General features: G+C 68.2%; 24 protein-coding genes. 17 read left to right on the top strand and 7 right to left on the bottom strand.

What is annotated here, in order from left to right; translation table 11 throughout:
- The 3 genes from QNJ67_13150 to QNJ67_13140 all read left to right on the top strand — a co-directional run.
- On the top strand, nucleotides 1-216 hold a 216-nt coding region (locus QNJ67_13150), incomplete at its 5' end, for a hypothetical protein (GenBank protein ID MDJ0609917.1).
- Entirely contained in the window at nucleotides 213-1,037 is an 825-nt protein-coding gene (locus QNJ67_13145; GenBank protein ID MDJ0609916.1) for a flagellar motor protein MotB, read from the top strand. The genes QNJ67_13150 and QNJ67_13145, both read left to right, overlap by 4 nt.
- The gene (locus QNJ67_13140) at nucleotides 1,034-4,006 is read left to right on the top strand and encodes a hypothetical protein (GenBank protein ID MDJ0609915.1); all 2,973 of its coding nucleotides are present in this window, start codon (nucleotides 1,034-1,036) and stop codon (nucleotides 4,004-4,006) included. The genes QNJ67_13145 and QNJ67_13140 overlap by 4 nt, the downstream gene beginning before the upstream one ends.
- Before the next feature lie 228 nt (nucleotides 4,007-4,234).
- On the opposite strand, the gene fliP is transcribed toward QNJ67_13140, so the two are convergent.
- From fliP to csrA, 4 genes are all read right to left on the bottom strand, one after another.
- Nucleotides 4,235-4,987 (bottom strand): flagellar type III secretion system pore protein FliP, encoded by a 753-nt coding sequence (gene fliP, locus QNJ67_13135; protein MDJ0609914.1) that lies wholly within the window; start codon nucleotides 4,985-4,987, stop codon nucleotides 4,235-4,237.
- A complete protein-coding gene (locus QNJ67_13130) occupies nucleotides 4,984-5,283 on the bottom strand; it encodes a flagellar biosynthetic protein FliO (protein ID MDJ0609913.1) in 300 nt (99 codons plus the stop codon). Before QNJ67_13130 ends, fliP begins: the two co-directional genes overlap by 4 nt.
- The gene (locus QNJ67_13125; protein ID MDJ0609912.1) at nucleotides 5,280-5,606 is read right to left on the bottom strand and encodes an EscU/YscU/HrcU family type III secretion system export apparatus switch protein; all 327 of its coding nucleotides are present in this window, start codon (nucleotides 5,604-5,606) and stop codon (nucleotides 5,280-5,282) included. Before QNJ67_13125 ends, QNJ67_13130 begins: the two co-directional genes overlap by 4 nt.
- Before the next feature lie 269 nt (nucleotides 5,607-5,875).
- A complete protein-coding gene (csrA, locus tag QNJ67_13120; protein MDJ0609911.1) occupies nucleotides 5,876-6,130 on the bottom strand; it encodes a carbon storage regulator CsrA in 255 nt (84 codons plus the stop codon).
- Between the two features lie 252 nt (nucleotides 6,131-6,382).
- On the opposite strand from csrA, the gene flgB reads away from it, so the two are divergent.
- The 14 genes from flgB to QNJ67_13050 all read left to right on the top strand — a co-directional run bounded on the left by flgB (nucleotide 6,383) and on the right by QNJ67_13050 (nucleotide 22,488).
- Nucleotides 6,383-6,790, top strand: coding sequence for a flagellar basal body rod protein FlgB (gene flgB / locus QNJ67_13115; GenBank protein ID MDJ0609910.1), 408 nt, complete (start codon nucleotides 6,383-6,385; stop codon nucleotides 6,788-6,790).
- A 35-nt stretch (nucleotides 6,791-6,825) separates the two neighbouring features.
- Nucleotides 6,826-7,233 (top strand): flagellar basal body rod protein FlgC, encoded by a 408-nt coding sequence (gene flgC, locus QNJ67_13110; protein ID MDJ0609909.1) that lies wholly within the window; start codon nucleotides 6,826-6,828, stop codon nucleotides 7,231-7,233.
- 19 nt (nucleotides 7,234-7,252) lie between these two features.
- Nucleotides 7,253-7,570, top strand: coding sequence for a flagellar hook-basal body complex protein FliE (locus tag QNJ67_13105; protein ID MDJ0609908.1), 318 nt, complete (start codon nucleotides 7,253-7,255; stop codon nucleotides 7,568-7,570).
- Nucleotides 7,571-7,620: 50 nt separating this feature from the next.
- Complete coding sequence (gene fliQ / locus QNJ67_13100) at nucleotides 7,621-7,887, top strand: flagellar biosynthesis protein FliQ (protein ID MDJ0609907.1); 267 nt, start codon at nucleotides 7,621-7,623, stop codon at nucleotides 7,885-7,887.
- Nucleotides 7,888-7,891: 4 nt separating this feature from the next.
- Nucleotides 7,892-8,662, top strand: a complete 771-nt coding sequence (gene fliR, locus QNJ67_13095; protein MDJ0609906.1) for a flagellar biosynthetic protein FliR — start codon at nucleotides 7,892-7,894, stop codon at nucleotides 8,660-8,662.
- Nucleotides 8,663-8,666: 4 nt separating this feature from the next.
- The gene (gene flhB, locus QNJ67_13090; protein ID MDJ0609905.1) at nucleotides 8,667-9,809 is read left to right on the top strand and encodes a flagellar biosynthesis protein FlhB; all 1,143 of its coding nucleotides are present in this window, start codon (nucleotides 8,667-8,669) and stop codon (nucleotides 9,807-9,809) included.
- A gap of 107 nt (nucleotides 9,810-9,916) precedes the next feature.
- Nucleotides 9,917-12,388: a response regulator gene (locus QNJ67_13085; GenBank protein ID MDJ0609904.1), complete on the top strand. Its 2,472-nt coding sequence runs from the start codon at nucleotides 9,917-9,919 to the stop codon at nucleotides 12,386-12,388.
- 256 nt (nucleotides 12,389-12,644) lie between these two features.
- Nucleotides 12,645-13,742: a recombinase RecA gene (gene recA / locus QNJ67_13080; protein ID MDJ0609903.1), complete on the top strand. Its 1,098-nt coding sequence runs from the start codon at nucleotides 12,645-12,647 to the stop codon at nucleotides 13,740-13,742.
- A gap of 295 nt (nucleotides 13,743-14,037) precedes the next feature.
- A complete protein-coding gene (gene alaS, locus QNJ67_13075) occupies nucleotides 14,038-16,707 on the top strand; it encodes an alanine--tRNA ligase (protein MDJ0609902.1) in 2,670 nt (889 codons plus the stop codon).
- Nucleotides 16,708-16,912: 205 nt separating this feature from the next.
- Nucleotides 16,913-18,502: an ABC transporter substrate-binding protein gene (locus QNJ67_13070; GenBank protein ID MDJ0609901.1), complete on the top strand. Its 1,590-nt coding sequence runs from the start codon at nucleotides 16,913-16,915 to the stop codon at nucleotides 18,500-18,502.
- Nucleotides 18,503-18,581: 79 nt separating this feature from the next.
- On the top strand, nucleotides 18,582-19,595 hold the full coding sequence (locus tag QNJ67_13065; GenBank protein MDJ0609900.1) for an ABC transporter permease subunit: 1,014 nt from the start codon (nucleotides 18,582-18,584) through the stop codon (nucleotides 19,593-19,595).
- A complete protein-coding gene (locus QNJ67_13060) occupies nucleotides 19,595-20,506 on the top strand; it encodes an ABC transporter permease subunit (GenBank protein MDJ0609899.1) in 912 nt (303 codons plus the stop codon). The genes QNJ67_13065 and QNJ67_13060 overlap by 1 nt, the downstream gene beginning before the upstream one ends.
- Before the next feature lie 6 nt (nucleotides 20,507-20,512).
- Entirely contained in the window at nucleotides 20,513-21,505 is a 993-nt protein-coding gene (locus QNJ67_13055; protein MDJ0609898.1) for an ABC transporter ATP-binding protein, read from the top strand.
- A complete protein-coding gene (locus tag QNJ67_13050; GenBank protein MDJ0609897.1) occupies nucleotides 21,502-22,488 on the top strand; it encodes a peptide ABC transporter ATP-binding protein in 987 nt (328 codons plus the stop codon). Before QNJ67_13055 ends, QNJ67_13050 begins: the two co-directional genes overlap by 4 nt.
- 64 nt (nucleotides 22,489-22,552) lie before the next feature.
- Here the strand turns inward: QNJ67_13050 and QNJ67_13045 are convergent, their stop codons facing one another.
- The 3 genes from QNJ67_13045 to QNJ67_13035 form a co-directional block, all read right to left on the bottom strand.
- Nucleotides 22,553-23,059, bottom strand: a complete 507-nt coding sequence (locus QNJ67_13045; GenBank protein ID MDJ0609896.1) for a peptidylprolyl isomerase — start codon at nucleotides 23,057-23,059, stop codon at nucleotides 22,553-22,555.
- A gap of 105 nt (nucleotides 23,060-23,164) precedes the next feature.
- Nucleotides 23,165-24,379, bottom strand: a complete 1,215-nt coding sequence (locus QNJ67_13040) for an NADP-dependent isocitrate dehydrogenase (GenBank protein MDJ0609895.1) — start codon at nucleotides 24,377-24,379, stop codon at nucleotides 23,165-23,167.
- A gap of 105 nt (nucleotides 24,380-24,484) precedes the next feature.
- Nucleotides 24,485-25,069 carry a TIGR00730 family Rossman fold protein gene (locus tag QNJ67_13035; GenBank protein MDJ0609894.1) on the bottom strand — a complete coding sequence of 195 codons (585 nt, stop codon included), beginning with the start codon at nucleotides 25,067-25,069 and terminating at the stop codon, nucleotides 24,485-24,487.
- Nucleotides 25,070-25,084: the final 15 nt, after the last annotated feature.

The following is a 25,084-nucleotide window of genomic DNA, read 5'->3' as shown; positions in this document are numbered from 1 at the left end:
GAACTCTATCACGGCCTGCCGGCCCAGCCCGGCGCCGACGAACTGCTCGCGCTGCGCCGCATGGGTCTGCTGGCCCGGTACCTGGAGACCACGGGCCTGCCCGACGAGGCCCTCTCGATCGGTCTGCTGCCGGACCGCGGCGCCTTCGTCGAGATCGTGGTGCAGGTCTTCGAGAGCGATGAGCGCTCGCCCGACTACGGTGTGCTTGCCCCATGAGCGACGAGCCAAAAGATCAGCCGGAACCGGTCGTGGTGCTGGAAGAGCTGGCGGACGAACCGCTCGCGCCGGGCGCCGCCGAGGCCGCAACGCGCTGGCCGGCCGCGCTGCCCGCAACGTCGGCAACGGCACCGGCGCTTCGTCCGCCCAGCCAGGCCTGGCTGGTCACCTTCACCGATCTGATCGCCCTCATGTTGACCTTCATGGTCTTGCTCTTCGCCATGTCGAAAGTCGAGCAGCGCCGGTGGCAGAACCTGGTCGACGCCCTGACCCAGAACCTCAATGCAGTGCGCGAGATGCCCGCGGCGGCGCCGACGGCAACGCTCGACGTCGAGGACGTCGAGACCCTGCCGGGCTTCGACCTGGACTATCTTTCGGCTCTGCTGAGCCAGAACCTGGCGGCCGACCCTCTCTTGTCGGACGTCCTGCTGACGCGCATGGAAGGGCGTCTCGTCATTGCGCTGCCCTCCGCCTTGCTGTTCGAGAGCGGCTCGGTTCAGCCCTCGGCGCGGGCGCCGGAGGTGCTCAACGCCCTGGCCGGACAACTGCGTTATGTCGGCAACAAGATCGAAGTCGCCGGCCATGCCGACCCGCGTCCGCCGGGCGGCGGCATTCCGTCGAACTGGGAGCTGTCTCTCGCCCGGGCCCGTAACGTGGCCTTCCTGCTGAACGCGGCGGGCCTCGAGGGGCGCATCGTCGCGCGCGGCTACGGCCACTCGCGCTTCGACAGCCTGTCCCAGAAGCTCCAGGGGGCGCGGCGCCTCGTTATCGGCCGCCGGGTCGAGGTGGTGATCCACGACTATCGCGAGGCGCTGCCATGAGCCGGGCCGGGGCCGGGCGAGCCGTGCCGCTCGCCGTGTTGGGGGTGCTGGCCTGGCTGGTGCCGCTGCCGGGACCGGCCGGGGCCGCTCCGGACGGCCCGGGCGCGGTCAGCGCGAACTCGGCCAGCCCGAACTCGGCCAGCGTTGGGGTGCGCGCCGGCCGGCACCCGGACTTCACCCGACTGGTGTTCGACTGGGGCCGGGCCGTCGGCTACCGGGTCGAGCGCTCGGGCGATCGGTTCACCGTCGAGTTCGACGATCCGGCAGGGCTCGATCTCTCGCAGGTCTCGGACCAGAACCTGCCGCGCCTTCGTTCGGTCGCGAGCGAGGTCCGGGACGGCAGGCGGGTCGTGTCGCTGACCCTGGAGCAGGGCGGCTCGCTGCGCGCTTTCCGCAGCGGGACCAAGGTCGTGCTCGACATCTCCAGCGCCGCGAAACCGTCGGCACCGAGCGCGGAACGGGCGGCCAAGCCGGTCCGCCCGGCCACTTCCGGCCGCTCGTCGGTTGCCGGCCCGAACGCCGTGGTCGATCTCGCCGTACGGGCCGTGCTGGCCGAACCCAGGGCCGAGCCCGTCGACGCCGACCGGCCGGCGCCGGCGGCTGGGGCCGGAACCAAGGCGGCCCCGGACCAGGCGGTCCGGACCGACCCGACGGCCACGGTGGAGTTCGAGCTGCCGCTCGGCGGCGGGGCGGCGGCCGCCTTCCGCCGCGGCGACCGGCTCTGGCTCGTGTTCGACCGGCCGCTGCCGGCCGGGTTCGGCGCCGCCCTGCAGCGCGGTACCCCTGGTCTGCCACCCTTCGAAGAGTCGGCGGTCGAGAATGCGACCGTTCTGTGGTTCAGCGTGCCGCCGTCCGTGGCGGCACGCCTCACGCCCAGCCCCCGGGGCTGGCGGGTGCGCCTCGGTCCCGGCGACCCCGCGCCGCTGAAGGACGTGGCGATAGAGACCCAGGCACAGCCGTCGCCGCGCCTGCTCTACAAAGTCGCCGCGGCCGGGCGGCTGATCGAGATCGCGGACCCGGAGCTGGGCGACACCTTGCGGGTGCTGCCGGTCCCGGAGCCCGGTCTCGGACAGTCCCAGGCGCGGCGTTTCCCCGAGTTCCGGTCGCTGCCGACCACCCAGGGCTTCGCCTTCGTGGCCTATTCCGACACCCTGCGGGTCGGCCTCGGGCTCGACGGCATTTCGGTGATCGGCGAGAAAGGCCTGCTGATCACGACGGAGAACGATCTTCCGGCGGCTCGCGCGTCCGGTGGACCGCTACGCTCCACCCGTCCCAGGCTGTTTGCCTTGGCGGCCTGGCGCCTCGGCCCCGGCGAGGACTTCGACCGCAACCGCCAGCGTCTGCAAAAGGCCGCAGGCCTGGCCAGCGAGGCCAAGGGCGCCAGCCAAAGGCTCGCGCTCGCCCGGTTCTACTTCGCGCATGGCCTGGCCGCCGAGACGCTCTCGGTCTTGAGGGAAATGGGCGCGGCCGGCGATCCCTTCTTGGACCGTCCCGAGATCGTGTTGATGCGGGGAGCCAGCCACTTCATGGCCCGTGAGACCGAGAAGGCGGCGGTTCAGCTCGCGCTGCCGACCATGGACGGCCAGATCGACGCGGCGCTTTGGCGCGCGGCCCTCGCCGCGCGCAACGGCGCTTGGGCCAGCGCCGCGGAGCTTTTTCAGGAGTCCGAAGGTCTGATCGCCGAATATCCGCGGCGCTGGCGCAACAGCTTGCGGCTGCTCGCCGCCGAGGCCCGGCTCGGCGTCGGCGACACAGGCGGGGCCAGCCTCTACCTCGGGCAGGTTCACGAGGATCGGCCCGACGAGATCCAGAAGGCGCGGCTCGACCTGCTCGACGCCCGCCGCTTTCTGGCCGATGGCCGGATGAATGCCGCAATCGATATCCTGGACCGCCTGTCCCGGGATCCGCACCGGCCGACCCAGGCGCAGGCCCGGCGGATCCTGGTCGAGCAGAAGTACGCCTCGGGCGCCGTGGACCGCGCCCAGACGATCGAGGAACTGGAGCGCCTCAGGTTCCTCTGGCGCGGCGACGAGTTCGAGCTGGAACTGCTGTCGCGGTTGGCCGAGCTCTACGCCGAGATCGGCGACTATCGCACGGCGCTGCACCGTTACCGGCAGTTGGCGTCGCGCCGGCCCGGGTCGGAGGAGTCCGACGCGGCCGCCAAGAAGATGCGCCAGCTCTTCGCACGGATCCTCGACGACCGGGACGGCGCCCAGGTGCCGCCGCTCAAGGCTGTGGCGCTCTACGAGGAATTCAGGGAACTGACACCCTTGGGCAGCACCGGGGTCCGGCTGATCCGCAGCCTGGCGCGCCGGCTGACCGAGGTCGAGCTGCCGTCCCGGGCGGCCGAGATGCTCGAGCAGACGATCACCGGCCGGCTGCGCGGCGAGGACCGGGCTGGGCTGGGCGCCCAGCTCGCCGAGATCCATCTGCGGAACGCCGCGCCCGAGGGGGCGCTGAGCGCGCTCGATCGCACCCGGGTCGCAGGGGCGAGCGCAGCGGTTGTCCGCGACCGGAAGCACCTGCGCGCCAAGGCGTTGGCCGACCTGGGCCGGGAGCCCGAGGGGCTCGCCCTGCTCGCGGCCGACACCAGCGAGCCCGGCCTCAGGCTGAAGCTCGAGATCGCCTGGAAACTGCGGGATTGGCAACTGGCCGGCGAGGCTTTGGACCTCATGGTACCCGAGACGCCGCCGCAAGACCGGCTCTTGAGCGATGTCGAGAGCCGCCGAGTGATCAACCTCGCCATCGCCCACACCATGGCCAGGAAACGAGACGCCCTGGCTTCCTTACGGCGGCGCTACAGCACGGCGATGGCGTCGAGCCCGCACGGCGAGAGCTTTCGGCTCCTGACCAGCGATTTCGGCACCGCCGATGCCAGCGCGATCATGGAGGAGCTGAAGGACGTCGACACGGTCGATTCCTTCATCGCCAGCTACCGCAGCAGCGGCGCGGAGGCCGCGGCCAACTAGCCGGACTTGCCAGAACGAATTCACCGGCTCGATAGTTCGCTCGTGGCGATCCCTCTCGGCCCGACTCTGCTCTGACAGGATGATGAAAAAGTGCTCGGTTGGGACCATCACCCTTCGAGAAACTCAGGGTGAGAGCGAGATGTTTCGAGCCTTACCCTCATCCTGAAGGTGTCGAAGGATGACCGTGATCAAGGGCGCCAGGCTTGTTCATCGGCCTGTTAGTAATCGTCACACGCCGTAGCTCTGCACGAGGCTGCCGGCGACCAGGTACCAGCCGTCGACCAGGACGAAGAAGATCAGCTTGAAGGGCAGAGAGATCATGATCGGCGGCACCATCATCATGCCCATGGACATGAGCACCGAGGCGACAACCATGTCGATGATCAGGAACGGCAGGAACAGCAGGAAGCCGATCTCGAAGGCGCGCTTCAGCTCGCTGATCATGAAGGCGGGCACGAGCGCCCGTAGCGGCGTCTCGTCCGGCGATTCCGGCGCCTCGATCTCGGCCAGGTCGAGAAACAGCTTCAGGTCCTGCTCGCGCACGTGGCTCATCATGAAGTCGCGCACCGGGCCGGCGGCGAGATCGAGCGCCTGCATCTCGGTGACCTGTTCCTCGAGCAGAGGTGCGATCGCCTGATCGTAGATCTGCTCGAGGGTCGGCATCATGATGAAGGCGGTCAGGAACAGCGCGAGGCTGACCAGCACGGCATTGGGCGGTGTCTGCTGAATGCCCATGGCGCTGCGCAGGAAGGACAAGACCACGACGATCCGGGTGAAAGAGGTCATCATGACCAGGATCGAGGGCGCCAGAGAGAGGATGGTGATCAGCGCGACGAGCTGGAGAATCCGCCCGGTCGCCGAGCCGACGTCGGCGCCGAAGTCCAGGTTCAGGCTCTGGGCCGCCGCCGGCGCCGCGCTGAGAAGCCAGACGCCGAGGACCGCGCCGGTGAGGGCGATGGCGGCTGCGCGGGGCCCGGTCATTCCGCCGCGGCTCCCTCAACGCCCGCGCGCTGGGGCAGCGCGCCGTCGAGCAGCAGATCCCGTTCAGGCCCGAGCAGCACGAGGTATTCGCTCTCGTCGCGCCGCAGCAGGACGAGCTTGCGCCGGGTGTCCAGCGGCATGACCTCGACCACCGCGAGCCGGTGCGACGGCCCGGCGCGGTGGGCCAGCCGGCCGGCCAGGCCGAAGCGCCGGGCCAGCCAGGCGGCCACGCCGATCAGGCCGAGCACGAAGGCCAGGGCCATCACGAAATTGAGATAGAGCGGAAGCTCGCTCACGGCGCCTCTCCGCCCGGCGGCGCGCCGGCGCCCGGTGTCTCGGGCTCGGCGGCCGCCGCGCCGGGCTCGGCGTCCCCCGGGCTCGGCGCCGCGCCGTTCGCCCGGTAGACGTGGGTCAGGATCTCGGCGACCGCGGCCAGCGCCTGGACCGGGATCTCGCTGTCGACGTCGATCGCCGCCAGCACCTCGGCGAGGCTCGCGTCGGTCCGTACCTTGATGCCGCGCGCAAAGGCGATCTCGAGGATCTGCTCGGCCACCTTGCCCTGGCCCTTTGCCAGGATGCGCGGTGCGCCGGGGCCGGCCCGCTCGTCGCGCAGGGCCACCGCGAGCGGGCCCCGGCGCCCGCCGGGTCGGCGGGGCGGGCTTTCCTGGGATCGGCCGGGCTCGTGGGACGGGCCGGATTCTCGGGACTCGTCAGTCACCAAAGCACGCTCGCGCGAAAGTCGACTGCCGCTGCCGAGCGGTCCGGGCGAGACAACCCAAAGCGTTCTGCCGGCGGGCCGCCCTAGCGTGATTGATTAACCTTAATGAATTATTGAGCCGCAGAGGTGACCTGGGAAAAGGTCTAGGCGGTTCCTCGGGTTGGGGCGGTTCAGCCGCCCTTGTCCGGTTCCGAGGCCGCAGCCGGCGGATTCGCGTGCTCGGCGTCCAAACCGCTGTTGCCGCCCTCCAGGGCGGCGCGGTTTTCCGCCTGGATGCGCTCGTGGATCTCGCGCCTCAGGACAGTGGCGGTCGAGGGGAAGGTGAAGCCCAGCTTGATCGATTTCCCGCGGATATCGATCACCGTTACTTCGATGTCGCCGTTGATGATGACCGATTCGCCGATCTTACGGGTAAGATACAGCATCGGTCGGCACTTCCCCCAGTCGCGAAAGTCAGTCTCGAAGTCGGCCTCGAGCCGCGGCCCCGAAACGCGGCGGGGCGGCGCTGCCTCCAGCTTAGTTCGATTTTATCGCGCAATTAAAACACTTTTTACGCATCTTTAATAGGCCGCGCGTGATACTGGCGTGGGTCGATGCAGCCCATCGATCCAAACGCCGGAACAACCGCCGATTGGTGATGCGGCCCGGCGATTCGACCGATCTCTCGGGAGGCGCCGATGGCTGGCAAACTGGATATCTTTCAAGCCCTTGTAAGGCGCATGCAGTGGCTTGGCCAGCGCCAGAACGTGCTGGCCCAGAACATCGCCAACACCGACACGCCCGGCTACCGGCCGCAGGACCTCAAGCACGGGCCCTTCGAGCGGGTCCTGGCGCGCGCGGTCGCGGCCGTCCAGCCGGCGGCCACCCATCCGGCCCACCTGCAGGGGCGGAGCGCGAAACCGGGGGCGGTCGGATCCCAGGATCAGCGCCACACCTTCGAGACCGCGCCTTCGGGCAACGCCGTCGTGATCGAAGAGCAGCTGATCAACGTGGCCGAGACCCAAATGAGCCACCAGACGATGACCAACCTGTACCGCAAGCACACCCAGATGCTGCGCGCGGCGCTCGGCAGCCGCGAGGGCTGAGCGCGCGCTCGAGATAAGAGAAGAGGGAGAAGACCATGGATCTGCTCGAATCGATGCACATCTCGGCGGCCGGCCTGCAATCCCAGGGAACGCGCTTGCGGACGATCGCCGAGAACGTGGCCAATGCCGACTCGACGGCGCAGGTTCCGGGCGGCGAGCCCTACCGCCGCAAGGTCGTCACCTTCGCCAACGAGCTGAACCGGGAGCTCGGGATCGAGACGGTCCAGGTCTCCGGCGTCGTGCCCGACCGCAGCGACTTCGGCCTGCGCTTCGATCCGGGGCATCCGGCGGCCGACGGTCGGGGCTACGTGCTGACGCCCAACGTCAACTCGCTGCTGGAGATGGCCGACATGCGCGAGGCCCAGCGGAGCTACGAGGCCAATCTGAAGGTGATTCAGTCGTCGCGCAGCATGCTGCAGCAGGCCGTCGACCTGCTGCGCTGAACCTTGAAGGGGCGGATCCATGGCGGTTGATTTCAATCAGGCCCTGGCGGCCTACGACCGAGCGCTCAGAGGCGAGGGGCTGGGCGGGCTGGAATCGCGCGACCAGGGAAGCGCCGGCGGGTCCGACTTCTCCGAAGCGCTGCGCGAGGCGACCGAGAGCGCGATCGACGTGCTGCACAAGGGCGAGATGGAATCGTTCCGCGCCGCCGCCGGTCAGGCCGACATCACCGAGGTGGTCACTGCGGTCAGCCAGGCCGAGATCACCCTGCAGACCATGGTCGCGGTGCGCGACCGGGTCATCCAGGCCTACCAGGAAATTCTGCGGATGCCGATCTGACGGGGCTTCGGCCGCGCCGCGGTAATCCGCCGCCACAGGAGCAGCGTCCAGTGGACTTGACCGACGTTCTCGAAGTGTCGCGCCAAGCGGTCGTGGTCATGCTGATGGTCGGCGCGCCGATCCTGCTGCTGGCCCTGGCGGTCGGCCTGACCGTCTCGCTGTTCCAGGCGCTGACCCAGATCCAGGAGATGACGCTCTCCTTCGTCCCCAAGATCCTGGTGATCTTCGTCTCGCTCCTCCTGCTGCTGCCGTTCATGGTCTCGACCCTGGTGTCCTTCGGCGAAAACCTGATGGACCGGATCGTGGCGCTCGGCTGACGGTATGCTCGCGGAAATCCTGCCCGAACAGCTCTTCGCCTATTTCCTGGTGTTCCTCCGGCTCGGCGCGGCCATGATGCTGCTGCCGGGCTTCGGCGACGCCTACGTGCCGCCGCGGGTGCGCCTCCTGCTGGCGCTGACCACCACACTGGTGGTCGCGCCGCTGTTGCTGCGCGGCTTGCCGGCGCTGCCCGAAAGCCCGGCCGGCCTGACCCTCCTGGTGCTGGGCGAAACCATGGTTGGTCTTTTTCTCGGCGTCACCACCCGCATGTTCATGGCCGCGCTCGCCACCGCGGGCATGATGATCGCGTCGACGACCTCGCTGGCCAACGCCCTGGTGACCGATCCCAGCGCCGCCCAGCAAGGCTCTATCGCCGGCTCGTTCCTGACCGTGGTCGCCTTGACCGCGATCTTCGCTCTCGACCTCCACCATCTCATGTTCCGGGCCCTGGTCGCCAGCTACGAGGTCTTCCCGCCGGGCCAGGCGCTGCCCGTGGGCGCGTTCTCCGAGACCGTCGCCCGGACCATGGCGGAGACCTTCAGGCTCTCGTTCCACATCGCCGCGCCCTTCATCGCGGTCGGGCTGATCTTCTACCTCGGCATCGGCCTGCTGGCCCGGCTGATGCCGCAGGTGCAGATCTTCTTCATCGCCATTCCGCTGCAGATCTCGCTCGGCCTCGTGGTGTTCTCGATCTCTCTGCCCTTCGCGATCCGCTGGTTCCTGGCCGCGCTCGACCACCGGCTCGCCGAATTGGCCGGGCTGGGCGGGACCTGAGCCCATGGCCGAGGAACGCCCGGACGACGCGCAAAAAACCGAGGAGCCGACCCAGAAGCGGCTCAACGAAGCGCACGAGAAGGGCCAGGTCGCGAAGTCCCAGGAGGTCGGCCACTGGTTCATGCTGCTCGCGGCCGCGTTGGCGATCGGCTTGTTCGGTTCGGCCGTGGTTTCCGGCTTGGGCGAGTCGCTCTACGGCTTCGTCGCCCGGCCCCACGCGATCGCTGTGAACCAGGGGGCGCTCCCCGACTTGGCGGCGGCGACGCTCTGGGACCTCGCCTGGGCGCTCCTGCCGTTCCTGGTGCTGACGGTCGCGGCCGCGCTGGCCGGCGCGCTGCTCCAGATCGGCTTCATCTTCAGCGCCGAGACGCTCCAACCCAAGCTCGAGAAAATCTCGCCGATTACCGGCTTCAAGCGGCTGTTCTCGATGCGGGCCCTGGTCGAATTCGCCAAGGGCCTAGTCAAGCTGGCGCTGGTCGGGGCGGCGATCGGGCTGCTGCTGTGGCCCGAGCGGGAGCTGATTCCGGTGACCGTCTCCATGGAGCCCGAACAGCTGCTCGACGCCGTGCGCGTCCTGGCGTTCCGCGTCCTGGTGGTGGTGCTGGCGGTCATGACGGTGGTCGCCGCGCTCGACTTCGCCTTTCAGAAGATGCAGCACATCAAGCAGCTGCGCATGACCAAGCAGGAGTTGAAGGACGAGTTCAAGCAGAGCGAAGGCGACCCCATGGTCAAGGGCCGCCTGCGCCAGATCCGCACGGAGCGTGCCCGCCGTCGCATGATGGCCGCCGTGCCCGAGGCCGACGTAGTGGTCGCCAACCCGACCCACTTCGCGGTCGCGCTCAAGTACGAGCCGGGCACCCCCGGCGCGCCCCGGGTCACCGCCAAGGGCGCCGACAACATCGCCCTAAAGATCCGCGAGCTGGCCGAGCAGCATGAGGTGCCCGTGGTCGAGAACCCGCCCCTGGCCCGGGCGCTCTACGATACGGTCGCGCTCGATCAGGAAATCCCGGAACAGCACTACCGGGCGGTCGCCGAGATCATCGGCTACGTGCTGCGGCTCAAGGGACGGCTGCCGGGCCGGCCGCGGCCGCCGGGCACGCGCCCGGCGCCGGACGGCACGACGGACTTGCGGCAAAAGACTCGGTGATGGATAACTCCAAAAGCGAATCAGTAATGACCGCGGCACCGACCCAAGTCTTCATGCGGAAAAACTTAACAAGGACTGGCGGGTTACTCTCCGGGATTTCGCTCGTCTTGGCGGCGAAGCCGGCACTGGCCGCCGAGACCGGTGAATTCCTGACGGCGGTGCAGCTCGTTCCCCTGCTCGGCGGCCTGGCGCTCGGCGGCGCCCTCGCCGGATACTTCGCTCTGCGGCGCCTCAGGGTCTACCGCGACGCGATCTCGGCGGTCGGCCGTCCGCGCCAGATCATCGACGGCGCCGGCCGGGTGATCTTCGCCAGCGACTCCCTTGGCGAGACCTTCGGCGATCGCGCTCGGCCGCTGCCCGAGCTGCTCAAGGCCCGGGCCGCCGACGACGAGTCCCGCGAGAAGATCGAACGGCTGGAGGTGATCGCCCGGCGCGGCCGCAAGGGCGCGGCCGAGATCCGGCTACGCCCGGGCGCCGCGGGAGACGGGCAGCCGGAGGATCAAGCGGCGGTTCGCCAGGACATCGCGGTCTACCCGCTAAAGCCCGGCTCGGGCCACGCGGTCTGGCTGGTCGACGACATGCAGCTGCGGCAGCGGACCGAACACCGGGTCGAGGCCGAGCGCCGCCGCTTCATGGCCCTGCTGGAGCCGACAACCCTGGGCGGCTACCTGCTCGACGGCCAAGGCTGCATCGTCGCGGTCAATCAGCGCCTGGCCGACTGGCTGGGCTGGCCGAAGGCGGCGCTCGAGGGCGGTGGCCGCCGCCTGCGCGACCTCTTCGCCGAGGCTGCGCCCGACCTTCTTGCGGCCCACGCACCCGCCCCGCGGGAGGCCGGCGTGCCGCAGGGCGAGGGCGGCGCGATCCGCTTCAAGACGGCGAGCGGCGAGGGCTTCGACGGCTGGGTGACCCAGGCGATCGAGCGCGGCGAGGACGGGACGCTGGTCCGGACCTATGGCCTGGTGCGCAATCTGACGCGCGAGCGGGCGCCCGCCGAGGCCCTGGCCCGCGCCGAGCGGCGGCTGGACGACCTGTTCCAGAGGGCGCCGGTCGGCCTCGCCCTGGTCGACGCCGGCGGCGTGATCACGGAATGCAACGAGGCTATCCGGGATCTCGCCGGGCTCGAGGGAGAGCGCGCCGCCGGGCGGCGCCTGGTCGAGCTGGTCGCCGAGGATGGGCGGCCCCTGGTGACCGACCTGATGGAGCGGGCCGCCAAGGGCGAGGCGGGGCACGTCGACCTGGCTGATCAGGACGGCCGCTCGGTCGAGGTCACGCTGGCTGGCAGCGGGGGCGTGACCTGCGCACTGTTCCTGACGCCGCTCGGCCGCGCGCCGGAGAAGGACAGCGCCGAGGCGGGCGGCTTCGAGGCGGGCGGCTTCATCGCCCACTTCATCGACACCACCGAGCAGAAGAGCCTGGAGCGGCAGTTCGTCCAGTCCCAGAAGATGCAGGCGGTCGGCCAGCTCGCCGGCGGGATCGCCCACGACTTCAACAACCTGCTGACCGCGATGATCGGCTTTTCCGATCTCCTGCTGCTGCGCCACCGGCCGGGCGACCAGTCCTTCGCCGACATCATGCAGATCAAGCAGAACGCCAACCGGGCGGCCAACCTGGTGCGCCAGCTGCTCGCCTTCTCGCGCCAGCAGACCCTGCAGCCCAAGGTGCTCGACCTGACCGACATCCTGGCCGAGCTGTCGCACCTGCTGCGCCGGCTGATCGGCGAGAACATCGAGCTCAACATGATTCACGGCCGGGACCTCGGCCGGGTCAAGGCGGACCAGGGCCAGCTCGAGCAGGTCATCATCAACCTGGCGGTCAACGCGCGTGACGCCATGCCGGGCGGCGGGAAGCTGACGATTCAGACCAAGAACGTCACGCTGAGGCGCGTGACCAAGCGCAAGGGCGAGACGCTGCCCGCCGGCGGCTACACCCAGATCCAGACGATCGATACCGGCTGCGGCGTGACGCGCGAGAACCTCGACCGCATCTTCGACCCCTTCTTCACCACCAAGGAGGTCGGCGCCGGCACCGGCCTCGGCCTGTCGACGGTCTACGGTATCGTTCGGCAGACCGGCGGCTTCGTCTTCGTCGAGAGCGAGGTGGACAAGGGCACGACCTTCTCGATCCTGCTGCCGCACAACGTGCAGAGCGAGAGCGAGGCCGAGGAGGCCGAGACCCAGGCCGAGGAGAGCCGCGACCTCACCGGGGTCGGCACCCTTCTGCTGGTCGAGGACGAGGACGCGGTCCGGGCGTTCTCGGCCCGGGCGCTCAGGAACAAGGGCTACGACGTGCTCGAGGCGCGCTCCGGCGAGGCGGCGCTGGAGCTGCTCAACGAGAAGCCCGGTGACATCGATCTCCTGATCACCGACGTGGTCATGCCGCGAATCGACGGGCCGACCCTGGTCCGCCAGGTGCGCAGCGAACGCCCCGACCTCAAGGTGATCTTCATCTCCGGCTACGCCGAGGACGCCTTCCGCAAACGGCTCGACCGGGACGCCGGCATCCACTTCCTGCCCAAGCCCTTCAGCCTCAAGCAGCTGGCCGGCAAAGTGAAAGAGGTCATGCGCGAAAACGCGGCCTAGGGGCTTTAGCAGGCTATCAGGATCCGCTCGAGCCTTCACTCTGACAGGCCCCTCACCCGCCACGGCTTCGCCACGGATCCCCTTCTCCCCAGCGGGGAGAGGGCCGGAATAAGGGGTTTTGTTCTCTTTTTATTCCATTTTGCGCTTGCCGGGTGAGAACAAAACCGGTACAAATGTCGGGCGCGGACGTCAGGATCCGGGATCGGGCCCTCGTCTGGACCGCACCGGCCGAAGGTGGGATAAGGGAGCCTTAACCATGTCGCAAAGCGCACTGCGTCTCGTCGAGGGGGAATCGGTGGATAAGAAGAAAGCCTTGGATGCGGCCCTGGGCCAGATCGAGCGGGCCTTCGGCAAGGGCTCGATCATGCGTCTGGGCGAGGACCGGGTGGTCGAGACCGAGGTGGTGCCGACCGGCTCTCTCGGCCTGGATATCGCGCTCGGAATCGGCGGTCTGCCGCGCGGCCGGGTGGTCGAGATCTACGGCCCCGAGAGCTCGGGCAAGACCACGCTGGCGCTGCACGTGATCGCCGAGGCCCAGAAGGCCGGCGGCACCTGCGCCTTCATCGACGCCGAGCACGCGCTCGACCCGGTCTACGCCGCCAAGCTGGGGGTCGACGTCGAGGAGCTGCTGATCTCCCAGCCCGACGCCGGCGAGCAGGCGCTGGAGATCGGCGACACCCTGGTGCGCTCCGGCGCGATCGACGTCCTGGTGGTCGACTCGGTCGCCGCCCTGGTGCCCAAGGCCGAGCTGGAGGGCGAGATGGGCGACCAGCTGCCCGGTCTCCAGGCGCGGCTCATGAGCCAGGCGCTGCGCAAGCTGACCAGCTCGATCTCCAAGTCCAACACCATGGTGCTGTTCATCAACCAGCTGCGCCACAAGATTGGCGTCATGTTCGGCAGCCCGGAGACCACGACCGGCGGCAACGCGCTCAAGTTCTACGCCACCATCCGCATGGACATCCGGCGGATCGGGGCGATTAAGGACCGCGATACCGTGGTCGGCAATCAGACCCGGGTGAAGGTCGTCAAGAACAAGATGGCGCCGCCCTTCCGGGTGGTGGAGTTCGACATCATGTACGGCGAAGGCGTCTCCAAGACCGGCGAGCTGCTCGATCTGGGCGTGCAGGCCGGGATCGTCGAGAAGTCCGGCGCCTGGTTCTCCTGCGAGGGCCAGCGGATCGGCCAGGGGCGGGAGAACGCCAAGACTTTCCTCAAGGAGAATCCCGCCGTCGCCGAGACCATCGAGCGCCGGGTGCGCGAGAACGCCGGCCTCGTCGCCTCCGCAATGCTCGAGGGACCGGACGACCCCGAGAGCCCGAAGGAAGACCGGGCGGGCGGCTCGGCCGCCGAATAGAAGACCCCGCAGAGCCATTTACGCAAGCAGGCGGCGGCCCCACTGGCCGCCGCTTCCTTGTCGCGCGTCCGGCCCGACGGTGAGGGGGCCGGCGGCCAGCGGATTTACTTGGCCGCCTAAGCCTGCTACAGCCTCATCCCCGGCCACTCGGTCCCGGCCTTAGTGGCTGGACAGACGGTCCCCCGATGCCCAGGTAACGCTCAGTGGGACGTCAGCGACTTACCGGCGTCCTTGTAGCCATTCTAAAGATCAGTCGGAGGACCGACGGCCGGCCCGCGCCGGACCCGGGAAGACCATGACCACAGCCAACGAGATCCGCAGCGCGTTCCTCGACTATTTCAAGCGCCACGGCCACGAGGTCGTGGCCTCCTCGCCCCTGGTGCCGCACAACGACCCGACCTTGATGTTCACCAACGCGGGGATGGTGCAGTTCAAGAACGTCTTCACCGGCGCCGAGAGCCGCGACTACAAGCGCGCGGTGACCTCGCAGAAGTGCGTGCGCGCGGGCGGCAAGCACAACGATCTGGAGAATGTCGGCTACACCGCCCGGCACCACACCTTCTTTGAGATGCTGGGCAACTTCTCCTTCGGCGACTACTTCAAGGACCTGGCGATCGAGCTGGCTTGGAATCTGGTGACCAAGGAGTACGGCCTCGATCCCGACCGGCTGCTGGTCACGGTCTTCGCCGAGGACGAGGACGCGGCCAAGCTGTGGCGCAAGATCGCCGGCCTGCCCGAGGAGAAGATCATCCGGATCGCGACCTCGGACAACTTCTGGGCCATGGGCGATACCGGCCCCTGCGGCCCCTGTTCCGAGATCTTCTACGATCACGGCGCCCATATCCCAGGCGGGCCGCCGGGCAGCCCCGACGAGGACGGCGACCGCTTCGTCGAGATCTGGAACCTCGTCTTCATGCAGTTCGAGCAGCTGGAGCCCGGCAAGCGGGTCGACCTGCCCAAGCCCTCGATCGACACGGGGATGGGCCTGGAGCGGATTTCCGCCGTGCTCCAGGGCAAGCACGACAACTACGACGTCGACATGCTGCGTGCCATTATCGAGGCCTCGGCCGAGGCCTCGGGCACGGCGCCTGACGGCGAGCACGCGGTCTCGCACCGGGTGATCGCCGACCACCTGCGCGCTTCGGCCTTCCTGATCGCCGACGGCGTCCTTCCCGACAAGGATGGGCGGGGCTACGTGCTGCGGCGGATCATGCGGCGGGCCATGCGCCACGTGCACAGGCTCGGCTGCGACGAGCCACTGATCTGGCGCCTGGTGCCGACCCTGCTGACCCAGATGGCAGGTCACTTCCCCGAGCTCCGGCGCGCGGAGGCGCTGATCACCGACACGCTGCAGCGCGAGGAGAGCCGCTTCAAGGAGAACCTGGGCCGCGGCATGAAGCTGCTCGACAAGGAGCTCGACAAGCTGGGCAAGGGCGGCGTGCTGCCCGGCGAGATCGCCTTCACGCTCTACGACACCTACGGCTTCCCGCTCGACCTCACCCAGGACATCCTGCGCGGCCAGGGGCGGGGCGTCGACGCCGAGGGCTACGATGCGGCCATGAAGCGGCAGCAGGAGGAGGCCCGCAAGAACTGGGCCGGCTCCGGGGAAGCGGCCACCGAGTCGCTCTGGTTCGATCTGCACAGCCGGCTCGGCGCGACCGAGTTCCTCGGCTACGAGACCGAGGTCGCGGAAGGCCAGGTGCTGGCCATCGTCGCCGAGGGGAGGGAGATCGAAGAGGCCGGGACCGGCACCGAGGTCGGCCTGATCCTGAACCAGACGCCCTTCTACGGCGAGTCCGGCGGCCAGCAGGGGGATCAAGGCGTGATCTTCGGCGCCGACGGCCTTGAGGTCGCGGTGCGCGACACCCAGAAAAAGCTCGGCGACCTCCACGTCCACCTGGGCAGCGTTACCCACGGCACACTCAAGCCGGGTGACGCGGTCGAGCTCAGGGTCGAGGGTGGCCGCCGCAACAGCCTGCGGGCGCACCACTCGGCGACCCACCTGCTGCACGAGGCGCTGCGCCGGCGCCTGGGCGCGCACGTCACCCAGAAGGGCTCGCTGGTGGCGCCCGACCGGCTGCGCTTCGACATAAGCCATCCGACGGCGCTGACGCCCGAGGACATCGCCGCGGTCGAGGCCGACGTCAACGCCCGCATCCGCGCCAACGCGGCGGTCGAGACGCGCTTCATGACCCCGGACGAGGCGATCGAGGCCGGCGCGCTGGCGCTGTTCGGCGAGAAGTACGGCGACGAAGTCCGGGTCGTGTCCATGGGCGGCCCCGGCGAAGACCGCGCCGACGTGTCGCAGTACTCGACCGAACTCTGCGGCGGCACCCACGTGGCGCGCACCGGCGACATCGGGTTCTTGAAGATCGTCCGGGAAGAGGCCCTGGCGAGCGGCGTGCGGCGGATTGAGGCGGTGGCCGGCGCGGCGGCGATCGAGCATGTCGAGCGGCAGGACGTCCTTCTGCGCGAGACTGCGGCTGTGCTGAAGTCCGCTCCGGTCGAGCTGCCCGGCCGCGTCCAGTCCCTGGTCGAGGAGCGGCGCAAGCTGGAGCGCCAGGTCGAGGACTTGCGCCGCAAGCTGGCGACCGGCGGTGGCAACGGCGCGGCGGCCGGCCCGCAAGCACGCGAGGTCGGCGGCGTTTCCTTCGTCTCGCGCCTGCTCGAGGAGGTGCCGCCCAAGGAGCTGAAGCCCATGGCCGACGAGATCAAGAAATCGGTCGGCTCCGGCGTGGTCGCGCTGATCGCGGTCAACGAGGGCAAGGCTTCCCTAGTGGTCGGCGTCACCGACGACCTGACCGGGCGGATCTCGGCGGTCGACCTGGTGCGCGCCGGTTCCCAGGCGGTGGGCGGCAAGGGCGGCGGCGGCCGTCCCGACATGGCCCAGGCCGGCGGGCCCGACGGCGCCGCGGCGCAGAACGCGCTCACCGCCATCGAAGGGTTCCTGGCGGCGGCGTCTTGACGCCCCGTCGGTAGGCGCAGCCTCAGCCTTCAATCGCCCACGATCGCTTTCGGCTGGCCGCCCTGCGGCTGGGCCGCATCGATTGACAGCCTGCTCCGCGCATGGCTCACTACTCGCGGTTTGCCCGCGTCTGGGAGCGCAGGGCGATTGACGACCAGAAGAAGCGCACAACCGCAAGTCGTCTCTAACGAACAGGGAGGTTGATGTGACACGCCACGTTTTGCTGGCTTCTCTCGCAGTTGCCGGTAGCCTCGCCATCGGGGCAACAGCGCAAGCCAAGACACTCGTCTACTGCTCCGAAGGCAGCCCCGAGGGCTTCAGCCCGGCGCTCTACACCGCCGGCACCACCTTCGACGCCTCGTCGCGCCAGATCTTCAATCGCCTGGTGGAGTTCGAGCGCGGCACCACCAATATCGTTCCGGCCCTGGCCGAATCCTGGGACGTGTCGGACGACGGTCTCGCCTACACCTTCAACCTGCGCAAGAACGTGAAGTTCCACACGACCAAGAACTTCACCCCGTCGCGGGATTTCAATGCCGATGACGTGCTCTTCAGCTTCAACCGCCAGAAGGACAAGGCTCATCCCTTCCACAAGGTGTCGGGCGGGAGCTACGAGTACTTCCAGGCGATGGACATGCCGAACATCATCAAGTCGATCGAGAAGGTCGACGATCATACGGTGAGGTTCATGCTGTCGGTACCGGAGGCCCCCTTCATCGCCAACCTGGGCATGGACTTCGCGTCGATCCATTCGGCCGAGTATGCCGAGCAGATGAACGCTGCGGGCACGCCGGAGAAAGCCGACCTGGAGCCTGTCGGGACCGGCCCGTTCCAACTGGTCGCCTACCAGAAGGACGCGGTGATCCGCTACAAGGCCCATCCGGACTACTGGGCCGGCAAGGCCAAGATCGACAACCTGATCTTCGCGATCACGCCTGATCCCAACGTGCGCTATCAGAAGCTCAAGGCCGGCGAGTGCCACGTCATGCCCTATCCCAACCCGGCCGACCTCCAGGCCATGGACGCCGATCCCGCGATCAACCTGATGCAGCAGGAAGGGCTCAACGTCGGCTACCTCGCCTTCAACACCGAGAAGGCGCCGTTCGACGACAAGAAGGTGCGCCAGGCGCTCAACATGGCGGTCAACAAGCAGGCGATCCTCGACGTGGTCTTCCAGGGCGCAGGCAAGGCGGCGAAGAACCCGATCCCGCCGACCATCTGGTCCTATAACGACAAGATCGAGGACTATCCCTACGACCCCGAAAAGGCCAAGGCCATGCTGGCCGAGGCCGGCGTCTCGGGCCTCAAGACCAACATCTGGGCCATGCCTGTGCAGCGGCCCTACAACCCCAACGCCCGGCGCATGGCCGAGCTTATCCAGGCCGACTGGGCCAAGGTCGGGGTCGAGGCCGAGATCGTGTCCTTCGAATGGGGCGAGTACCTGAAGCGCTCCAAGGAAGGCGAGCACCAGACGGTCCTGCTCGGCTGGACTGGCGACAACGGCGACCCGGACAACTTCCTCTACGTCCTCCTGGGCTGCGAAGCCGCCAAGGGGGCCAACCGGGCGCGCTGGTGCCACAGGCCGTTCGACGATCTCCTGCGCAAGGCCAAGAGCACGGCCGACGTCGCGGAGCGGACCAGGCTCTACGAGGAGGCGCAGGTGATCTTCAAGGACGAGGCGCCCTGGGTCACGATCGCCCACTCGGTGGTGTTCAAGCCGGTGCGCAAGGAAGTCGTCGACTTCAAGATCGACCCCTTCGGCGGCCACGTGTTCTACGGCGTTGACCTGATGTAGCGCCTGGCACATCCCTCACCGGGGCCGGCGGGCCCGAGGTCCGCCGGCCCCGGCACTTTCCTTAAACTTCGGGGCCGGCATGCTGCGCTTTCTGGTGACGCGGGTGAGTCTCCTGATCCCGACCTTCATCGGCGTCACCATCGTCGCCTTCGGTTTCATCCACATGATCCCCGGGGACCCGATCGAGATCCTGGTCGGCGAACGGGGCATCTCGCCGGAACGCCACGCCCAGCTTCTGGCGCTCTACGGCTACGACAAGCCGCTCTGGCAGCAGTACCTGATCTACATCGGCAACCTGCTGCAGGGTGACCTCGGCAAGTCCATCGTGACCCGCCAGCCCGTGGTCGAGGAGTTCCTGACGCTGTTCCCGGCGACCATCGAGCTCTCGGTCTGCGCCATCGTGCTCGCCGTGGCGCTCGGCCTGCCCCTCGGGGTGCTGGCCGGGGTCAAGCGTGGAACCATCCTCGACCACGGGGTCATGACCTTTTCCCTGACCGGCTATTCCATGCCGATCTTCTGGTGGGGGCTCCTGCTGATCATCCTCTTCTCCACCACGCTCGGATGGACGCCGGTGTCGGGGCGGATCAACCTGATCTACTTCTTCGAGCCGGTCACCGGCTTCATGCTGATCGACAGCCTGCTGTCGGGCGAGGAGGGCGCCTTCAAGTCGGCGGTCAGGCACCTGATACTGCCGACCGTGGTGTTGGCGACCATTCCCATGGCGGTGATTGCCCGCCAGACGCGCTCGGCGATCCTTGAGGTGATGGGCGAGGACTACGTCCGCACCGCCCGCGCCAAGGGCCTGCCGCCCTGGCGGGTGATCGGCCTGCACGCCCTGCGCAACGCGCTGATCCCTGTGGTCACGGTGATCGGCCTGCAGGTCGGCGTGCTGCTGGCCGGGGCGATCCTGACCGAGACGATCTTCGCCTGGCCGGGGGTGGGAAAGTGGATGGTCGATTCGATCAGCCGCCGCGACTACCCCTCGGTCCAGGGCGGCCTCCTGATGATCGCCGGGATCGTCATGATCGTGAACATGCTGGTCGACCTGCTCTACGGCCTGATCAATCCCCGCATACGGTACCGGAGGCAGTGATGGCCCAGGCGGCGGAAGACCTCGAACGGACCGGAGCGGAGAACGCAACCGTGCAGCTGCTGCGCGAGTTCTGGCATTACTTCAGCGAGAACCGCGGCGCTGTCGTCGCGCTCTTCGTGATCATCGGGGTGATCCTCACCGCGCTCTTGGCCGACGTCCTCGCGCCGCACCTGCCCAACGAGCAGTACCGCGATTTCCTGCTGTTGCCGCCGGCCTGGCAGGAAGGCGGCAACTGGACCTTCCCGCTGGGCACCGACGCGACCGGCCGCGACATGCTGTCGCGCATCATGCACGGCGCCCGCTTCTCGCTGCTGATCGGCTGCATCGTCGTCACCCTGTCGCTCTCTGTGGGCATCCTGCTCGGCCTCGTCGCCGCCTTCGCCGGCGGCGCGGTCGATACCCTGATCATGCGGATCATGGACGTGATCCTGGCCAACCCCAGCCTGCTGCTGGCCCTGGTCATTGTCGCGATCCTCGGCCCCGGGCTGGAGAACGCCATGATCGCCGTGGCCGTGGTCTACATGCCCCACTTCGTGCGCCTGACCCGCGCCTCCGCGGTAACCGAGCTGTCCAAGGACTACGTGACCGCCAGCCGGGTCGCCGGTGCCGGCCTGTTCCGCCTGATGTTTATCGTCGTGCTGCCCAATTGCATGGCGCCCCTGATCGTCCAGGCGACGCTCGGATTCTCGACGGCGATCCTCGACGCGGCGGCGCTCGGCTTCCTCGGCCTCGGCGCCCAGCCGCCGACACCGGAGTGGGGCACCATGCTTGCCGACGCGCGCGACTTCATCCTGCGCGCCTGGTGGGTCGTAACCTTCCCGGGCCTGGCGATCCTGATCACGGTGCTCGCCTTCAACGTCATGGGCGACGGGCTGCGCGACGCCCTCGACCCCAAGCTGAAGCGGAGCTAGAAGCGGATGGCGCTCCTGGAGATCCGCAACCTTTCGGTCGAGTTCGCTACCGTGCGCGGCGCCTTCCGCGCGGTCGACGGCGTCGACATCAGCCTGGACGAGGGCGAACTGCTCGGCGTGGTCGGGGAATCCGGCTCGGGCAAGAGCGTGACCATGCTGGCACTGATGGGCCTCCTGCCCTGGACCGCCCGGGTGACGGCGGACCGGCTGGAGTTCGACGGCCGCAACCTGCTCGGCCTCGATGCCGCCGCGCGGCGCAAGATCACCGGCAAGGACATTGCCATGATCTTCCAGGAGCCCATGACCAGCCTGAACCCCTGCTTCACGGTCGGTTTCCAGATCATGGAGCAGATCAAGGTCCACCAAGGCGGCACCCGGGCCGAGCGCAGGCGCCGCGCGACCGAGTTGCTCGAGCAGGTCGGCATTCCCTCGCCCGAGAGCCGCCTCGGCGCCTTTCCGCACCAGCTTTCCGGCGGCATGAATCAGCGGGTCATGATCGCCATGTCGATCGCCTGCAATCCGCGTCTCCTGATCGCCGACGAACCGACCACCGCGCTCGACGTCACGATCCAGGCGCAGATCCTCGACCTGCTCTTGAGTCTGCAGCGCGAGCACCATATGGCCTTGGTGTTGATCACCCACGACATGGGCGTGGTCGCCGAGACGGCGCAGCGGGTCAACGTGATGTACGCCGGACAGCAGGTCGAGGCGCGCCGGGTCGAGACACTGTTCGAGCGGCCGCGCCACCCCTATACCGGCGCCCTGTTGGACGCGCTGCCGGAGCGCAGCCTGGGGCGGCGGCGCCTGCCGACCATTCCGGGCGTGGTGCCCGGCGCCGGTGACAAGCCGGCGGGCTGCCAGTTCCACCCGCGCTGCCGTTTTGCCCAGGACCGCTGCATCCAGGAGCGGCCGACCCTGGAGGCCGACGGCGACGGCCTCGTGCGCTGTTTCTTCCCGCTCGAGCGCGCCCCCGAGGCGGCGATGGACGCCGGCCCGTGAACGCGCCGGCGATCCTCGTGGCGAATGACCTGGCCCGCCACTACGAGGTCAAGGGCGGCTTTTTCGGCGGTCGCGCGACGGTCAAGGCCCTGGCCGGTGCCAGCTTCGCGCTGTCGCCGGGAAAGACTCTCGCGGTTGTGGGCGAATCCGGTTGCGGTAAGTCGACCCTGGCCCGGGTCGTGACCCTGATCGAGAAGCCGACCGAGGGGCAGTTGCTGATCGACAACGCCGACGTGGCAGACGCCAGCGAGGAGAGCCTTAAGAAGCTGCGCCAGGAGGTCCAGATCATCTTCCAGGACCCCTACGGCTCGCTCAACCCGCGCAAGAAGGTCGGCACCATCATCGAGGAACCGCTGGTCATCAACACCAGGATGAGCGCCGCTGAACGGCGCGAGCGGGGCGAGGCCATGATGGCCAAGGTGGGCCTGCGGCCTGAGCACTACGGGCGCTATCCCCACATGTTCTCTGGCGGTCAGCGCCAACGCATCGCGGTCGCCCGCGCGCTCATGCTGCAACCCCGGGTGCTGGTCGCCGACGAGCCGGTCTCGGCGCTCGATGTCTCTATCCAGGCCCAGGTCCTGAACCTCCTGATGGACATCCAGGAGGAGTTCAACCTGGCTTACCTCTTCATCTCCCACGACCTCTCGGTGGTGCGCCACATCGCCGACGAGCTCATGGTCATGTATCTCGGCCGGCCGGTCGAGCAGGGCGGCCGCGACGCGATCTTCGAGAGTCCGGCCCATCCCTACACCCGGGCGCTTCTGGCCTCGACGCCGGCGGTCGACCCGCGCCACCGGCACGAACGCATCCGGCTGAAGGGCGAGCTGCCCTCGCCGATCGACCCGCCCTCGGGCTGCGCTTTCCACAAGCGCTGCGCTTACGCGACGGAGCTCTGCGCGAGAGAGCGGCCGGCGCTGAGAGAGTTCCAGGGCCGCGCCGTCGCCTGCCACCACGCCGAGACGGTGGGGCAGGGAAAGCAATAATCAAACAGCCCTCACCCCTCTCCCTGTGGGAGAGGGGTGAGGGCCGTTGGCTTCCCGGACGGCCCTATTGGACGTCGGCGGCGACCTTCAGGCTGATGATCTTGTCGGGGTCGTCGACCATGCCGCTCTGCCGGCCGGCCGGCGCCTTCTTGATCTGGTCGACCGCTTCCATCCCCTCGACCACGCGGGCCCAGACGGTGTACTTGCCGTTCAGGAAGGAGGCGTCGTCGAAGCAGATGAAGAACTGGCTGTCGGCGCTGTTCGGGCTCTGGGCGCGGGCCATGCCGACCGTGCCCCGGATGAAGGGCTCGGTGCTGAACTCGGCGTCGATGTTCTGGCCCGAGCCGCCGCGGCCGGTGCCGGTCGGGTCGCCGGTCTGGGCCATGAAGCCCTCCATCACGCGGTGGAACACCACGCCATCGTAGAAGCCCTCGCGCACCAGAGCGCGGATCCTGTCGACGTGCTTGGGCGCCACTTGGGGCAGCATCTCGATCACCACCTTGCCGTGGACGATCTCCATGATGAGGGTGTTCTCGGGGTCGGTCTGCGCCTGGGCGGCGGAAGCTGTCATGATCAGGCCTATCGTCAAGAGGAGTGATTTGAGCAGTCGCATGGGTCGCATTCCCTCTCCGTTCCGCTCAGGGTTCAATGGTCGGGGCTGTGCGGCGCGAGGCCGTCACGCCATGGCTTTCTTGAGGTTCTCGTCGAGCTTGTCCATGAACTGGCCGGTGGTCAGCCACTTCTGGTCGGGCGCGATCAGGAGCGCCAGGTCCTTGGTCATGTCGCCCGACTCGACCGTGTCGATGCAGACTTGCTCCAGGGTCTTGGCGAAATCCGTCACGTCGGGCGTGCCGTCGAATTCGCCGCGGTAGCTGAGGCCGCGGGTCCAGGCGAAGATCGACGCGATGGGATTGGTCGAGGTGTCCTTGCCCTCCTGGTGCATGCGGTAGTGCCGGGTCACCGTGCCGTGCGCCGCTTCCGCCTCGATGGTCTGGCCGTCGGGCGTCATCAGGACCGAGGTCATGAGGCCGAGCGAGCCGAAGCCCTGGGCCACCGTGTCGGACTGCACGTCGCCGTCGTAGTTCTTGCAGGCCCAGACAAAGCCGCCGGACCACTTCAGGGCCGCCGCCACCATGTCGTCGATCAGGCGGTGCTCGTAGGAAATGTTCTTGCCGGCGAACTTGTCCTTGAACTCCCGGTCGAAGACCTCCTGGAACAGATCCTTGAATCGGCCGTCGTAGGCCTTGAGGATCGTGTTCTTGGTCGAGAGGTAGACCGGCCAGCCCAGACTGAGGCCATAGTTGAAGCAGGCCCGCGCGAAGCCCCGGATCGACTCGTCGAGATTGTACATGCCGAGCGCGATGCCGCTCTCGGGGAAGTCGAATACATCGTAGGTCTGCGGCTCGCCGCCACCGGCCGGCGTGAAGGTCATGGTCAGCTTGCCGGCGCCCGGCACCAGGAAGTCGGTCGCCCGGTACTGATCGCCGAAGGCATGACGGCCGATCACGATGGGTTCGGTCCAGCCGGGCACCAGGCGCGGCACGTTCTGCATGATGATCGGTTGGCGGAACACGGTCCCGCCCAGGATGTTCCGGATCGTTCCGTTGGGCGAGCGCCACATCTTCTTCAGGTCGAACTCCTCGACCCGGGCCTCGTCCGGCGTGATCGTCGCGCACTTGACCCCGACGCCGCGCCGCTTGATCGCCTCGGCCGCGTCGATCGTGATCTGGTCGTCGGTCTCGTCACGTTTCTGGACCGAAAGATCGAAGTAGTCGAGCTCGACATCCAGGTAGGGCAGGATCAGCTTGTCCTTGATCATGGCCCAGATGATGCGCGTCATCTCGTCGCCGTCGAGTTCGACGAGGGGTGTTTTGACCTTGATCTTGGCCATGGAAAGCTCCGGGTTCTTGGGAGACCGTCACGCAGGAAATGGCGCCGTGGCGCGGCACGAAGATAGCAGTCTGCGCCCGCAGTGCAAGACGTGGGCGACCGAGCTTCAGAGCAGCGAGGCGTCCAGCGGGTAGCGCGGCTCCGGCGCGGCCTCCACGGCTTCGAAGACCTCGTCGACCTCGCTTACGACCTTGAACAGGGTTTCGTTGTTGTAGCTGAGGTAGCCCTGGTCGGTCTGGTGTCCAATGAGGTCCAGGAGCGGTCGCCAGAAGTCGTCGACATTGACGATCACGATCGGCTTGTCGTGCAGCCGGAGCTGCCGCCAGGTGATGATCTCGAAGGTCTCGTCCAGCGTTCCCAGGCCGCCGGGAAGGATGCAGAAGGCGTCTGAGAGCTGGCACATGCGCGCCTTGCGGAGGTGCATCGAGCCGACGACCTCGAGCTCGGTCACGCCCGGGTGGCCGGCCTCGAGCTCCATCAGGTGCTCCGGGATAATGCCGACGACCCGTCCGTCGGCGGCCAGCGCCCCGTCGGCAACCCGCCCCATCAGGCCGACCCGGCCGCCGCCGAAGACGATCCCGACGTCGCGCTCCGCCGCACGGCGGCCGAGTTCCGACGCCGCTTCCAGGTGGCGCGGGTCGACCTGACCGGAGGAGCCGCAGTAAACACAGAGCGTTCCAAGCGTAGCCATGGCGGCGGTTCTCCC

Source organism: Kiloniellales bacterium (assembly GCA_030064845.1).
Taxonomy (GTDB): domain Bacteria; phylum Pseudomonadota; class Alphaproteobacteria; order Kiloniellales; family JAKSDN01; genus JASJEC01.
The sequence above is the reverse complement of the archived record's forward strand: the minus strand, read 5'-3'. Positions and strand labels throughout refer to the sequence as shown.